At 46.6% G+C, this 13632-nt stretch carries 16 protein-coding genes; all 16 read left to right on the plus strand.

The annotated features are described in order from the left end of the window. Positions 1 to 20: 20 nt before the first annotated feature. Complete coding sequence (locus ACQSGY_RS08560; protein ID WP_427051544.1) at positions 21 to 1460, plus strand: chemotaxis protein CheB; 1440 nt, start codon at positions 21 to 23, stop codon at positions 1458 to 1460. 32 nt (positions 1461 to 1492) lie between these two features. Next, positions 1493 to 3577 carry a chemotaxis protein CheW gene (locus ACQSGY_RS08565; protein ID WP_427051545.1) on the plus strand — a complete coding sequence of 695 codons (2085 nt, stop codon included), beginning with the start codon at positions 1493 to 1495 and terminating at the stop codon, positions 3575 to 3577. Positions 3578 to 3619: 42 nt separating this feature from the next. Continuing rightward, positions 3620 to 4081, plus strand: a complete 462-nt coding sequence (locus ACQSGY_RS08570; protein WP_184180292.1) for a chemotaxis protein CheW — start codon at positions 3620 to 3622, stop codon at positions 4079 to 4081. Between the two features lie 37 nt (positions 4082 to 4118). After that, on the plus strand, positions 4119 to 4712 hold the full coding sequence (locus ACQSGY_RS08575) for a chemotaxis protein CheC (RefSeq protein ID WP_216514182.1): 594 nt from the start codon (positions 4119 to 4121) through the stop codon (positions 4710 to 4712). Then, entirely contained in the window at positions 4705 to 5202 is a 498-nt protein-coding gene (locus tag ACQSGY_RS08580; protein ID WP_216513447.1) for a chemotaxis protein CheD, read from the plus strand. The genes ACQSGY_RS08575 and ACQSGY_RS08580 overlap by 8 nt, the downstream gene beginning before the upstream one ends. A gap of 3 nt (positions 5203 to 5205) precedes the next feature. Beyond that, complete coding sequence (locus ACQSGY_RS08585; protein ID WP_184180294.1) at positions 5206 to 5646, plus strand: hypothetical protein; 441 nt, start codon at positions 5206 to 5208, stop codon at positions 5644 to 5646. Positions 5647 to 5661: 15 nt separating this feature from the next. After that, positions 5662 to 6450 carry a FliA/WhiG family RNA polymerase sigma factor gene (locus ACQSGY_RS08590; RefSeq protein ID WP_111270027.1) on the plus strand — a complete coding sequence of 263 codons (789 nt, stop codon included), beginning with the start codon at positions 5662 to 5664 and terminating at the stop codon, positions 6448 to 6450. Positions 6451 to 6510: 60 nt separating this feature from the next. Beyond that, positions 6511 to 7920 (plus strand): DUF342 domain-containing protein, encoded by a 1410-nt coding sequence (locus ACQSGY_RS08595; protein WP_427051547.1) that lies wholly within the window; start codon positions 6511 to 6513, stop codon positions 7918 to 7920. A 52-nt stretch (positions 7921 to 7972) separates the two neighbouring features. Then, a complete protein-coding gene (locus tag ACQSGY_RS08600) occupies positions 7973 to 8287 on the plus strand; it encodes a hypothetical protein (protein WP_216513449.1) in 315 nt (104 codons plus the stop codon). A gap of 66 nt (positions 8288 to 8353) precedes the next feature. Beyond that, on the plus strand, positions 8354 to 8941 hold the full coding sequence (locus ACQSGY_RS08605) for a hypothetical protein (protein ID WP_216513450.1): 588 nt from the start codon (positions 8354 to 8356) through the stop codon (positions 8939 to 8941). Positions 8942 to 8944: 3 nt separating this feature from the next. Then, positions 8945 to 9571 (plus strand): endolytic transglycosylase MltG, encoded by a 627-nt coding sequence (locus ACQSGY_RS08610; RefSeq protein WP_216513451.1) that lies wholly within the window; start codon positions 8945 to 8947, stop codon positions 9569 to 9571. 217 nt (positions 9572 to 9788) lie between these two features. Continuing rightward, positions 9789 to 10487: a 30S ribosomal protein S2 gene (gene rpsB, locus ACQSGY_RS08615; RefSeq protein ID WP_024630243.1), complete on the plus strand. Its 699-nt coding sequence runs from the start codon at positions 9789 to 9791 to the stop codon at positions 10485 to 10487. A gap of 117 nt (positions 10488 to 10604) precedes the next feature. Continuing rightward, positions 10605 to 11255, plus strand: a complete 651-nt coding sequence (gene tsf, locus ACQSGY_RS08620) for a translation elongation factor Ts (protein ID WP_110893107.1) — start codon at positions 10605 to 10607, stop codon at positions 11253 to 11255. Positions 11256 to 11487: 232 nt separating this feature from the next. Beyond that, complete coding sequence (pyrH, locus tag ACQSGY_RS08625) at positions 11488 to 12216, plus strand: UMP kinase (protein WP_111270032.1); 729 nt, start codon at positions 11488 to 11490, stop codon at positions 12214 to 12216. Next, complete coding sequence (gene frr / locus ACQSGY_RS08630; RefSeq protein ID WP_111270033.1) at positions 12216 to 12770, plus strand: ribosome recycling factor; 555 nt, start codon at positions 12216 to 12218, stop codon at positions 12768 to 12770. Before pyrH ends, frr begins: the two co-directional genes overlap by 1 nt. An 89-nt stretch (positions 12771 to 12859) precedes the next feature. Continuing rightward, entirely contained in the window at positions 12860 to 13627 is a 768-nt protein-coding gene (locus ACQSGY_RS08635) for an isoprenyl transferase (protein ID WP_145402770.1), read from the plus strand. Positions 13628 to 13632: the final 5 nt, after the last annotated feature.

A 13632-nucleotide genomic window follows, 5' to 3' on the forward strand; every position in this document is an offset into this window, starting at 1 on the left:
GGAAACAGAGGTGACACAATATGGCGGTCTATCAAGTATTGGTTGTCGATGATTCCGCTTTTATGCGCAAAATTGTGACGGATTTAATTGAAGCGGACTCAGAGTTTAAAGTTACGGCAACAGCGTCAAACGGGAAAGAGGCCATCCAAAAAACGTTAGAGCTTAAGCCTGATATTATCACGATGGATGTTGAAATGCCCGAGATGAACGGGCTGGATGCACTAAAAACAATTATGGACCAATCCTCCATTCCTGTAATTATGCTTTCTGGCATTAATGAACAAGGAATGAAAGAAACCATTATGGCTCTGGAAGCAGGTGCATTTGATTTTATCCGTAAACCATCCGTCGTGCATGATCAGGATATTGCTCAGGTTGGCAAAGCGCTCGTTGAACGAATGCGAGCTGCCATGCAAGAAGTCAAGCGAAAAGCTGAACGTAAAGAAGCGATCCAAAAGATGGATGCGTCCCGCAACGCCGGAACGCCTACAGCTCAGACGCTGAAGAAAGAGATACCGTCCAAAGACATCAGTGAACCGAGCAGTAAAACGGCTTTGCCTGCTGTTCCGAAGGTTCAGCCTTCATTAGAGGGGCGTACAGATGGGGCGCAGGGCAAAAAGCTAACCAGTGCGCCTTTATCTCCTTCCAAGCCTGATCGTGCGTTCAGTAAAAAAGAAAACTTGGTGAAGCCGGGTCAATCTGCTCGCAAGCAGACAGCAGACCAGCCGCCTGTCAGTCCGCTGCAAGCTCGCAAGGAGGCGAAGACGGTTAACACGTCACGTCTTACGTCCGATCAGCCAGTAGCAAGTAAGGCTTCCGTACCTGCGAAGGAGATAACGAAACCAAATACGGTTTATAAAGCCCCGGCAGGCATGGAGGGATCATTCAACAAGCTTGTAGCAATCGGATCTTCAACTGGCGGTCCAAGAGCGCTTAAAACCTTATTGGAGCAACTGCCTGCAGATCTGCCAGCACCAGTAATTATTGTGCAGCATATGCCGCCTAACTTTACGCGTTCGCTGGCTCAACGGTTGAATTCATTCAGTCCACTACATGTGGTGGAGGCTGAAGATGGTATGCAGCTGAAAAGAGGAACAGCATACATTGCCCCAGGTGGCTTTCATATGAGAGTTCACAAGGCAGCGGACGGAAGATTCATTCTGAAATTGAGTGAAGACCAACAGGTGAATGGGCACAGACCTTCAGTGGATACCATGTTTGAATCGCTTCTGCCGTTTACATCTTTACAGCGACATCTTGTTCTTCTGACAGGTATGGGAAGTGACGGAGCACGTATGATGAAAAAATTATACGAAACGGGAGTAACTTCTACTTTTGCCGAAAATGAAGAAACTTGTGTTGTCTATGGTATGCCGCGTTCAGCAGTTGAGCTGCAATGCGTGCGTCATCTTCTGCCATTGCAGGAGATTGCGCCAAGACTTGTTCAAGCAGTGAAATAACGGAGTGTAACTTACGGAGGAGGTGCCTCACAATGGACATGAACCAATATTTATCCATGTTTATTGATGAGTCTAATGATCATCTGCAATCCCTTAACGAAAACATGCTACAACTTGAAGCGAATCCGGAGGATCTGGGCATAGTGCAGGTTATCTTCCGTTCTGCTCATACTCTCAAGGGTATGGCGGCAACTATGGGATTCGAAGACCTGGCTTCACTGACACATAAAATGGAAAATGTGCTCGATATGGTACGTAACGAGAAGCTGAAAATGCAAGATTATATTTTTGATACCATGTTCAAAGGCCTTGATGCCTTGGAAACTATGGTTCAGGACATTACGAGTGGCGGGGAAGGTAAAGCGGATGTTTCCTCCATCGTGGCTTCGCTCCAAGCTATCGAAAGCGGTGAATGGAAAGGCGGAAGTGCTCCTGCAGCCAAACCGGACAAAAAAACGGATGCCTCGCTCTCCAATGCGGTTGAACTGGATGAATACCAATATTCAGTGCTTGATCAGTCTATCGCAGAAGGGCACCGTGTGTTCTATGTTGACGTGCTTGTGAGTGAGCACAGCCAGTTAAAAGGTGTTCGGGCGTACATGGTGTTTGACATGCTTGAGCGTTCGGGTGAAGTGGTTAAGGCATATCCTTCTGTTCAGGATATCGAGCAAGAAAAGTTTGAGCGCAGTTTCTCGTTGTATTACATAACGACTAAAGAGGCGCAAGAACTGGAAAAGGGCATCATGAGCATCTCCGAGATCGAGAGTGCCAAATTGATTCAGCTGGATCAAGAGACGCTGCAGCAAATGGCGAATCAGGTAACGAAACAGGTAGCCGCTACGGCCGAGGCCTCTGCTGCACCAGTTCCTGTGGCTGTCTTGGAGGCCCCTGTTGCAGATTCTGCACCTCAGGAAGAAGTCAAAGCGGCTCCGGCAAAGGTCGCAGCGCCGAAACAGGCTGCTGCACCTTCACGTACCATTCGTGTTGACATTGAACGTCTGGACGTGCTGATGAACTTGTTCAGCGAGTTGCTGATTGACCGTTCCCGCCTTGAACAGCTGGCAAGTGAGACAGGGAACAATGATCTGTCTGACACCGTAGCACACTTGAGCCGAGTGAGCACAGATTTGCAAAATATCGTCCTGAAGCTGCGGATGGTCCCGGTAGACACTGTATTTAACCGCTTCCCGCGAATGATTCGTGACCTCGCCAAAACGCTGGACAAAAAAATTGATCTGGTTATCACGGGTGCCGAAACGGAGCTGGATCGAACCGTCATTGATGAGATCGGCGACCCACTCGTGCACTTGCTGCGTAATGCAGTGGATCATGGCGTAGAATCCATTTCTGAGCGTGTGGCTGCTGGCAAGCCGGAGATGGGTACCGTTAATTTGCGTGCCTTTCACAGCGGCAATCATGTGTTTATCGAGATTGAAGATGATGGTAAAGGGATCTATCGTGACAAGCTCCTGCAAACAGCGATCAAACGCGGCGTTGTAACGGAAGAGCAGGGTGCGAAGATGAGTGATGATGAAGTCAATCAATTGTTATTTGCTCCTGGCTTCAGTACGGCTGATAAAATCTCTGATATTTCTGGCCGGGGTGTAGGTCTGGACGTTGTAAAATCCAAAATCACTTCACTTGGCGGTAATGTAACGATTACGTCCACGCCTGGCAAAGGCACGAACTTCTCCGTACAGCTTCCACTGACGTTGTCCATTATTGCGGCAATGCTTGTGAGACTGGGTTCAGAGAAGTATGCAGTACCACTGTCCTCCATTGTAGAAACAGCGATTGTACAGCGTGAACAAGTTCGCAACATCCATGGCAATAAAATGATTACGTTCCGCGAATCCCTGATCCCGTATTTGTCCTTAAGCGAGGTGTTTGGCGTGCCGGATTTCAACGATGCGGACGAGAAAGAAACCGAGATTGTTGTCATTCGAAAAGGAGATCGCCTGGCAGCTGTTGCTGTAGAAGAGTTCATCGGCCAAAGCGAGATCGTTCTCAAGTCTATGGGAACCTATCTCCCAGCTATTGAAGGAATCTCCGGTGCTACGATACTTGGAGATGGACAAGTAGCTCTGATTCTTGATCCTAACGCATTTATTAAATAAACAAAGCTTTTGCGTCTTACATTTAATAGGGAGGTTTTTAACATGGAAGAAGAGTTGAAAGTCATCGTCTTTAGATTAGGTTCCGAGGAATACGGTATTGAGGTAGACAAGGTTGAAACGATTGAGCGCATGATGCCGATTACCCGTGTTCCCAAAACCCTTTCTTTTGTAAAAGGAGTTATCAACCTGCGCGGAGTCGTGATTCCGGTCATCGATCTTCGCGGTCGTTTCGCCCTTCCTGAAACCGAGTATACCGATCAAACGCGGATTGTAATCGTAGGTGTAGATGATATGCAGGTTGGTTTTATTGTAGATTCCGCCAACGATGTTATCGATATCAAAAGCAGTTCTATCGACACTCCGCCTGAAGTGGTCGGAGGCGTTAAGGCCAGATATCTGCGTGGTGTTGCCAAACTCGAAGATGGCCGCTTGTTGATCATGCTTAACCTCAACGAAGTATTGAATAAAAGCGAGATTGTACAGCTGGAAAGTGTTGAGGGCTAGCACCGTGGATATATTCAACCGATTTGAGGGTTTCCAGATGGATGTGCTCAAAGAGGTCGGTAATATTGGAGCAGGCAACGCCGCTACGGCGTTGTCTCAGCTCCTTAACAGACCGATTGATATGGGTGTACCTACCGTTCAGATGCTCCCGTTTGAGGAGATTTCGGAAAAAGTGGGTGGCGACGAGCGCATTGTAGTTACAATTTTTCTTCGCGTAGAGGGTGAAGCGCCTGGCAATCTTTTCTTTATGATGACGCCAGAGGCTGCCAAGTTGCTGTTGAACCGTCTTGCGGGCTTTGAGTTAAAAGAAGGTTTGACTTTTACTGAGATGGAGCATTCAGCTCTGTCTGAGATCGGAAATATTCTGGCGGGATCATACTTGTCTTCTTTGGCCGATTTCACAAAGCTATCGATGTATCCAACGGTTCCCGGGCTGGCTATTGACATGGCTGGTGCAATTTTGAGTTATGGTCTGCTGCAATTTGGAGAAATGGGCGATGCTGCATTATTAATTGATACTTCTTTCTTTGAAGGTGAAGATCAGGTCGAAGGACAGTTTTTCTTGATTCCCGATCCGTCCTCATTTGCAAAGATTTTTGAATCGCTAGGGGTGCCACTGGACCATGATTGAGGACAAAAGCATCGTTAAAGTCGGTATGGCGGATTTGAATATCGCTCAGCTTCCTGGCGTAATCCGTACAACTGGCTTGGGGTCGTGCGTGGGACTGACGATGTATGACCCGCATTTAAAGATGGCAGGTATGGCACATGTGATGTTGCCCAGCTCTGATATTGCCCGCGAAGGCAAACTGAATACCGCTAAATATGCAGATACAGCACTGCCTGAACTACTTGAGAAGATGTTGAAAATGGGCGCATCACAATCTCGGATTGTATCCAAGATGGCAGGGGGCTCACAGATGTTTGCATTTTCGGGTGCTGGCGATACGATGCGTATTGGACCACGTAATGCCGATTCATGCCGAGAAATGTTGGAACAACTCAAAATTCCTCTACTGGCGGAAGATACAGGAGGAAATTACGGTCGCACTATCGAAATGAATTGTGAGACGGGACTTTTAACTATTCGTAGCGTACAAATGGGTGTAAAGGAACTATAATAAATGATAGGAAACTACCGCATTAATCTTGGAGCAGGCATAGTCGGATTCGTTCTGACTTTTTTTGTAGCATTCAGCAGCAATGTGCTGACAACCAGTTTAATACGCGGATTGATTGGATTCGCAGCCTGGTATGTCCTTGCATATGGTCTGCGTTGGGGATTGGGAATACTGCTTAGCCCTCGTATAGAACATGGATCAACTTACGATTCAGCGAGTGCTCAAGATCTAAGAGGTTCACAGGTGGACATCAAACTCGAAGACGATGGACAAGAGCTGAATGACTTGCTCAAGAATGGACAGAGCGACTCCACTGGAGAGGGTCTACCGCCATCTGAGACGAAAGCTCCAACGGGATTTGCCCCTTTGGATCCGCCTAAACTCGTCCGGACCAAAGACCCGGAGGAATTGGCGCAGGCCGTTCGTCACCTGACAGAAAAATAAGGAGGGTGAAAGCAGTTGAACGAGCGTAAAGCTTCACATTTGAACCATTCTGATCTGTGGGAAAAGTGGAAAGAACACGGAGATCTTGAAGCAAAAAAGATGTTGATCGAAAAATATCTTCATATTGTTAATTATGTATCAGGCCGGTTGGCCGTTGGTTTACCCAAAAATGTTCCGAAAGATGATCTCGAGAGCAATGGGGTAATGGGCCTTATTGATGCGCTGGAGAAATTCGACTACGAACGAGGTCTGCAATTTGAGACTTATGCTTCATGGAGGGTACGCGGAGCTATCCTTGATGGATTGCGTCAGGGAGACTGGGTTCCCAGATCGGTACGAGAGAAAGCAAAACGGATTGAAGATGCTTATCAGCAGCTGGAGCAGACCTATCTGCGTTCTGTCAGCGATGAAGAAATGAGTCAGTATCTGGACGTGTCAACCAAGGATTTTCAACATATGCTCCAGGAGGTGGCCGTGATGTCACTCTGCTCGCTGGAAGATCCGATTCGTGAAGAAGAGTCTGAAACCCGTCTGTCATTAATGATCGATGAAAAGGCTAAAAATCCGGATTATAAAGTGAATGAGTTTTACCTGAAAGAAGCGCTGGTGCAGGGGCTAGAGAAGTTGACAGTTAAAGAACGAACGGTAGTTTCACTTCTGTATTATGAAGATCTTTCTCTGAGTGAAATCGCAGAGGTCATGTCTCTTTCGCCGTCTCGTATCTCCCAATTACATTCCAAAGCCATTTTGCGTCTGCGCGGCACATTGGATAAACAAAAAGATTTGCTGATGCGTAAAGACTAGAGAGCAGAAGTTAACCATACAAACAGGGAGTGGACAGGCTAATAAGGAGGAAGATCTGCGTTGACTCAAATGACTGTTATGGAAAAATGTCTGAACGTTGTTTTATCAGATGATAAATGCACGGCTTACCTTGAATTTTACAACGAGGAAGAGGGATTCTCCTGCACCTTAGAAGAGCTTGAGCAATTTGTTGAGAGCAAGGGCGTTAAATATGGTCTGGCTCGGGAAGCTTTGTTGCTCTTTGTGAGTAATCCGTCTGCCTATCTCAAGGATAAATGCAAGATCGCCGAAGGCAATCCTCCCGTTCATGGAACGGATGGATACATACATGTTCTCATTGGCAAGGACGAGGATCAGGAGCAGCGTCCTCTGGAGGCGGAAGACGGAAGCGTTGATTACAAAGAGCTGATTCGATTAGACAATGTACGTACAGGCCAGATTATCGCAGAGCGGATTGCCCCTGTTGACGGTGTGCCAGGCAAAGCAGTGACAGGTGAAGAAATTCCTTTTCGTCCCGGTAAGGAAGCTAGATTCAAAGTTGGTAAAAATGTCGTAGTTAATCCTGAAGGTTCTGCAATGTATGCCGCATTGGACGGACTGGTTAGCCGAACAGAAGGCAATAAACTCAATGTTTTTCCCGTATATGAAGTCAATGGCGATGTAGATTACAAGCATGGAAATATCGATTTTGTAGGTAATGTTGTCATCCGCGGGAATGTACTTACCGGTTTTAAAGTTAAAGCGGCAGGTGATATTCGCGTTAACGGTGGTGTCGAAGGTGCGGAGATGGAAGCAGGCGGCTCGATTGAAATTACTGGTGGAATTATCGGATACAACAAAGGTTTGGTGCATGCTGAACATCATGTGAAATGCTCTTTTATTCAGGAAGGCAACGTTGATGCAGGTGAAGATGTGCTTGTATCCCAGAGTATTATGCATTCCAATGTTCGTGCGGGTCGCGCTGTGATCTGTGCTGGAACAAAAGGTCTTATTGTTGGCGGCTCAACGCAGGCTGGAGAACTTGTATCTGCCCGTGTCGTGGGCAATACGATGTCTACAGTAACCTCTATTGAAGTTGGCGTGTTGCCGAAACTGCGAAACGAAATGAATGAATTGCGCAAGGGACTCCGGGAGCAGATGGATTCCTTGGACAAAACCAAGAAAGCGTTGACTTTGCTGGATCAACTGGCTGCAGCCGGACAACTGACTCCAAATAAGACAGCGATGAGAATCCAGTTAATCGCAACCCAAAAATCAGCTCTCCGTCAGAGTGAAGAAATGAAAACACGTATCCTGGAAATTGAAAAGATACTTGAAGATACAAGCCGAGCTCGTGTGGATGTCCTGAAGATGATCTACGGAGGCTCTAAAATAGTTATCGGCAGATATACGAAATTTATTAAAGATCCGGTCAGTCGAATGTCATTTTATTATCAGGACGGGGATATCACGATGGTTCCGTACACATAAAATGCAGCAGCAGGCTTGTGAGGAAATCCATTCGAAACCGTGAGGTGAGCGTATGAGTTTCAAAGCAGTGGAGCTTCAGATTGCTGTGCCGCGAACAAGCGAGGCGGGACGTTATCAGAGTGAAGCCCAGCAGAGGCCCGTGACCGATCAGAATCTGCTTGCGGATCAGATGAACAAAGAAGCGAATGAGGCCAGGCAGCGTAGTGAAGCCATGGCAGAGACGGCACATACTTCGGTACGTGATGGTCATGCAGGCGGCGGGGAGCACCACAGCGGATCAGGCGGGCATGATGGAACCGAGGATCAAGAGAATATCAAGCCTGCGGAGCATCCTTACAAGGGCAAACATATTGATTTGTCGATGTAGGAGTGCTTAAACAAGTAGCAGCATGATTTGCATCCTCGGCCGTCGTATCAAAAGGAGAGAAGCAATTTGGCACCATGGATCATTATTGTCATATTAGGAGCTTGCGCTATCGCTTACGCATTGATTATGCCACGCAAAGACAAGGCGCAGGAATCATCGCATCAACTGGTGCAGGAGATGGAGTCAACGCTTGAACATTATATGACGGAGATTGAGCAGGATAACGATGCTTTGATCCAGCGAGTAGCCGAACTTAAAGGCGAGGCGGCTGCAACAGACCAGCGTATGATGTCACAGCTTCAGGAATTACAGCAGCGTCTGGATCAACTGGAACGGGAAAAAACAAGAATGCCTGAGCCTGATCAAAGCCCTGCCATGATAATAAATGCCAGACAGACTGCAGAAGGACTTCAGGCACAGGGACTTCTGGATAGTGTCAAAGCAGAGGCGGATCAACAAGCAGCAGCAACGTCAGACTTGCAAGTTGAGCAAGAGTCTCAAGAGCCACGGCGTGAATCTATTAAAGATCGTTACACAGAGCTATTCAGACTCCATGATGAAGGCAAGTCTATGGATGCTATTGCAAAACAAACAGGCATACAGCTGGGTGAGGTGCAGTTAATACTTCAGCTGGCAGAGCAGGAGGAGAGCTAAGCCATGGACAAGCGATCTTTATGGATCGGGATAGGTAGTGGCATGATGATTGGCGCCATTTTGCTTCAACTTGCAACAGTAGGACAAAAGGCATTGTCGGACACGAATCTGGAACCAGCTCTGCCTGCGAATTGGACGAAAGAACAACTTGAGTCAGCAGCGAAGAGCATGGATATGAAGCTGGTCAGTGCAAAGGATGAGCTGTATACGGAAGCAGAATGGGTGCAGAAGAAAAAGCAGGAAAGCAGCCAGATGCAGGGCAAAACAGCTTCAACCCCTGACCAGACAAGCTCTGCTGTACAACCTGCTCAGCCCGAACAGCCACAGCAACCAAAGTCAGACAATGTCAAGGGGCAATCAGAGATCAAACAACCAAGTACGACCGAGCCTGAGGAACCGTCACAGCCTAAAGGGGCAAGCGTAACATTCAAGGTGAGATCAGGGAACAGTCTGGCTATGGTTGCCGAGAATCTGAAGCAAGCCGGTATTGTGAACGATGCAGCAGCTTTTATTAAAGCTGGCAGAGCAGAAGGAATTAACCGCAAGATTCAAGTCGGCACATATTCTCTCGAAAAAGGTGAGAGCTTTAAATCCATTATTGCCAAAATCACTAAAGAACCGTCAAGCTGAGCATGCTCGGATCAGGCGGTTCTTTTTGATTCCTGTGTGCTTGAAAATTTAGTTTATATAATGTTGCAACAGGCTTTCACTTATGCTATATTAAATAACGGTGTTAAAACACACGCTGTGCTAATTTTGTTGAGGGTGCTTTCCTGATGGAGAGTCTTGGCGAAAAATGATGCTGGCGGAGGACACAATAAAAAACCATATTAGGAGGTGTGTGAAGATGGCAGTAATCTCCATGAAGCAGCTTCTTGAAGCTGGGGTACACTTCGGTCACCAGACTCGTCGTTGGAACCCGAAAATGGATCGTTATATCTTCACTGAAAGAAACGGAATTTACATCATCGATTTGCAAAAAACGGTGAAAAAAGTCGAAGAGGCTTACAACTTCGTTAAAGGAATCGCAGGCGAGAATGGTACTATTCTTTTCGTTGGTACTAAAAAGCAAGCACAAGATTCCGTTAAAGAAGAAGCTGAACGCGCTGGTCAATTCTACATTAACCAACGTTGGCTCGGCGGTACCCTGACTAACTTCTCTACTATTCAAAAACGTATTGATCGTTTGAAACAGTTGGAAGCTTGGGAAGAAGACGGTACTTTCGCTGTTCTGCCTAAAAAAGAAGTTATCTTGCTTCGCAAAGAAAAAGATCGTCTCGAGAAATTCTTGGGCGGTATTAAAAATATGAAAGGCCTGCCTAGCGCCCTGTTCATCATCGATCCACGCAAAGAGCGTATCGCTGTTGCGGAAGCTCGCAAATTGGGTATCCCAATCGTTGGTATCGTTGATACAAACTGCGATCCGGACGAGATCGATTATGTTATCCCAGGTAATGACGACGCGATCCGCGCTGTTAAATTGCTGACAGGTAAAATGGCTGACGCTGTTATCGAAGCTAACCAAGGCGAAGAAACTTCCGCTTAATAGTTTTCGAACATATCATTCATGAATTAAATGAAAAGGGTGGTTGGTAGGTGGATAACCTCTCACTGCCCTTTTTTTAGAGTGTACGTACAATACTTAATCTGGAGGGAATTTATAATGGCAGTTAATGCGAGTGCAGTAAAAGAACTTCGCGAAAAAACGGGCGCAGGTATGCTCGATTGCAAAAAAGCACTGGAAGAAGCAAACGGTGATATCACGAAAGCAGCTGAATTGTTGCGTGAGAAAGGTCTTTCCGCAGCAGCAAGCAAAGCAGGACGTGCAGCTACTGAGGGTGTTGTAGAATCCTATATCCACGCTGGTGGCCGTATCGGCGTTCTGGTTGAAGTTAACTGTGAAACAGACTTCGTTGGTAAAACAGACCAGTTCAAAGACTTCGTTAAAGATGTAGCAATGCAAATCGCAGCTGCTAACCCTAAATTCGTTACACGCGAAGAAGTTCCTACAGACGAGCTTGAGAAAGAAAAAGAAATTTTGAAAGCTCAAGCGCTGAACGAAGGTAAACCAGAAAAAATCGTTGAGAAAATGGTTGAAGGCCGTATCGGTAAATACTACGAAGAATACTGCCTGATGGAGCAATCTTTCGTTAAAGATCCAGACAAAACAATCGCTCAATTGCTGAATGAAAAAATCAGCCAAATCGGTGAAAACATCTCGATCCGTCGCTTCGTTCGTTATGAACTGGGTGAAGGTCTGGAGAAGAAAGTGGATAACTTCGTAGAAGAAGTTATGTCCCAAGTAAACAAATAAGACGGTTATCAAACCGACAAGCAGGAATGATTTTCGAAGATATAAGAATGATGAAACTTCGAAGCGCAAACTCCCTTATATCTCAGGAAAACAGTGACTGATCGGTTGAACGTTTTTCCTAAAAAGAACGGAACACTGCTGTGTTCCTTTCTTTTTAAGCAGGAGTCCATGCGCGAGAAGTTTTGTTGGTTGAACACTGGGAGGTGTTCAATTCAAAGTGGAGGGTGAACAATTGGAACAGCCAGTATTTAAACGTGTTGTCTTAAAGGTGAGCGGAGAGTCTCTTTCCGGTCAAAACGGCTATGGCATTGATGCAGCAACGATCTCATCCATTGCTCAGCAGGTAAAGGATGTAGTTGCACTTGGAGTACAGGTTGCGATCGTATGTGGCGGCGGAAACATCTGGCGCGGTATTGCTGGTAGTGAAAACGGCATTGATCGTGCCACTGCTGACTATATGGGTATGCTCGCGACGGTAATGAACTCTCTGGCGCTGCAAGACGCACTAGAGCAGATTGAAGTGCCTACGCGTGTACAGACATCAATTGCTATGCAGCAAATTGCAGAGCCGTACATTCGTCGTAAAGCCATTCGTCATCTGGAGAAAGGCCGTGTCGTTATTTTTGCAGCAGGTACAGGTAATCCGTTCTTCTCCACGGATACAACAGCAGCACTGCGCGCAGCGGAGATTGAAGCAGAAGTGATCTTGATGGCGAAAAATAAAGTGGATGGTGTCTATTCGGCAGATCCATTTAAAGATAGCACAGCTGAGAAATTCGAACAGTTGACTTACCTGGATGTACTTAACAAAAACCTTGGCGTAATGGATTCAACGGCGTCCTCACTTTGCATGGACAACAACATTCCGTTGATTGTATTCAACATTACAGAACAAGGCAACATCAAACGCGTTGTTCTCGGTGAGCGCATCGGGACAATCGTTAAAGGGAGTGTAGATTAATGCCACAAGCAGTGAAACAACATGCCGAAGAGCGTATGGAAAAAGCAATTCAAGCGTTGCGCCGTGACCTGGCTACTTTGCGTGCGGGCCGTGCAACACCTGCTCTTCTCGATCGTGTACAAGTTGAGTATTATGGTGCAATGACACCTTTGAACCAGTTGGCTAACATTAGCACACCGGATTCCCGTACACTGATGATTCAACCTTGGGACAAATCGGCGATGAACGATATCGAACGTGCAATCATGAAATCTGATCTGGGACTCACCCCGGCTAATGATGGTAGCATGATTCGTTTGTCTATTCCTCCGCTGACGGAAGAACGTAGAGCTGAGCTTGTCAAGCTGACTAAAAAGTTTGGCGAAGAAGGTAAAGTTGCCATCCGTAACATTCGCCGTGATGCGAATGATGATATTAAGAAAATGGAAAAGTCCGAGATCTCTGAGGATGAATCCCGCAGACATCAGGATGACATCCAAAAGTCGACCGATAAATATATCGCTGAAGTCGATAAGGTACTTGCTGCCAAAGAAAAAGAAATCATGGAAGTGTAAGACAAGCGCAGCCCCTCCATTACGGTGGGGTTTTGTCTCTTTTTCCAAGCTTCAGACAAAGAAACTTCAGGGATTTTGGAGGAACAGGAATGATCAAACGGGTTCGGTCGTGGTGGAATGGGGCTGACAAGCAGGAAACGCTGACTATATCCGAGGATAATATCCCGCAGCACGTCGCCATCATCATGGACGGCAATGGACGATGGGCCAAACGTTTGGGGCTTCCGCGCATCGCCGGACACCAGAACGGCATGAAGGCAGTTAAACGTGCAACCATCGCGGCGGATGAACTGGGCATCAAATATCTGACGATGTACGCTTTTTCGACAGAAAACTGGACGCGTCCAAAAGAAGAAGTGGATTTTCTGATGAGACTTCCGCAAGAGTTTTTGGCTATTGAGCTGGATGAATTGATAGAAAAAAATGTGCGCATTCGCATGATGGGACATGAAGAGCACTTGCCTTCACATACCGTCAATGCTTTGCGTGAAGCCATTCGTCTTACGGAACATAATACTGGTCTTGTGTTGAATTTTGCGATGAACTATGGAAGCCGCCGAGAGATGACGGAATGTGTCAAAGATATCGCGCTTCAAGTACAGTCAGGTGAACTGGCGGTTGAAGATATCACACCTGAACTCATTGATAAACATATGCTGACCGCAGATATGCCCGATCCGGATCTATTGATTCGAACGAGTGGCGAACTGCGTCTGAGCAATTTCATGTTATGGCAGCTTGCATATAGTGAATTATGGTTTACGGATATATACTGGCCCGAATTTGGCAAACAGCATCTGCTTGAAGCAGTAGCCGAATATCAGCGCAGATCAAGGCGTTACGGCGGTTTGAAATAGATGGA

Source organism: Paenibacillus sp. TC-CSREp1 (assembly GCF_050171015.1).
In the GTDB taxonomy this organism is placed as follows: Bacteria; Bacillota; Bacilli; order Paenibacillales; family Paenibacillaceae; genus Paenibacillus; species Paenibacillus silvae.

Coding starts and splice junctions, on each gene's coding strand:
- ACQSGY_RS08610 (WP_216513451.1), top strand. CDS start 8,945: ATGGACAAGCGATCTTTATGGATCGGGATAGGTAGTGGCATGATGATT.
- ACQSGY_RS08560 (WP_427051544.1), top strand. CDS start 21: ATGGCGGTCTATCAAGTATTGGTTGTCGATGATTCCGCTTTTATGCGC.
- ACQSGY_RS08565 (WP_427051545.1), top strand. CDS start 1,493: ATGGACATGAACCAATATTTATCCATGTTTATTGATGAGTCTAATGAT.
- ACQSGY_RS08585 (WP_184180294.1), top strand. CDS start 5,206: ATGATAGGAAACTACCGCATTAATCTTGGAGCAGGCATAGTCGGATTC.
- ACQSGY_RS08580 (WP_216513447.1), top strand. CDS start 4,705: ATGATTGAGGACAAAAGCATCGTTAAAGTCGGTATGGCGGATTTGAAT.
- ACQSGY_RS08600 (WP_216513449.1), top strand. CDS start 7,973: ATGAGTTTCAAAGCAGTGGAGCTTCAGATTGCTGTGCCGCGAACAAGC.
- ACQSGY_RS08575 (WP_216514182.1), top strand. CDS start 4,119: ATGGATGTGCTCAAAGAGGTCGGTAATATTGGAGCAGGCAACGCCGCT.
- rpsB (WP_024630243.1), top strand. CDS start 9,789: ATGGCAGTAATCTCCATGAAGCAGCTTCTTGAAGCTGGGGTACACTTC.
- frr (WP_111270033.1), top strand. CDS start 12,216: ATGCCACAAGCAGTGAAACAACATGCCGAAGAGCGTATGGAAAAAGCA.
- ACQSGY_RS08635 (WP_145402770.1), top strand. CDS start 12,860: ATGATCAAACGGGTTCGGTCGTGGTGGAATGGGGCTGACAAGCAGGAA.
- tsf (WP_110893107.1), top strand. CDS start 10,605: ATGGCAGTTAATGCGAGTGCAGTAAAAGAACTTCGCGAAAAAACGGGC.
- ACQSGY_RS08570 (WP_184180292.1), top strand. CDS start 3,620: ATGGAAGAAGAGTTGAAAGTCATCGTCTTTAGATTAGGTTCCGAGGAA.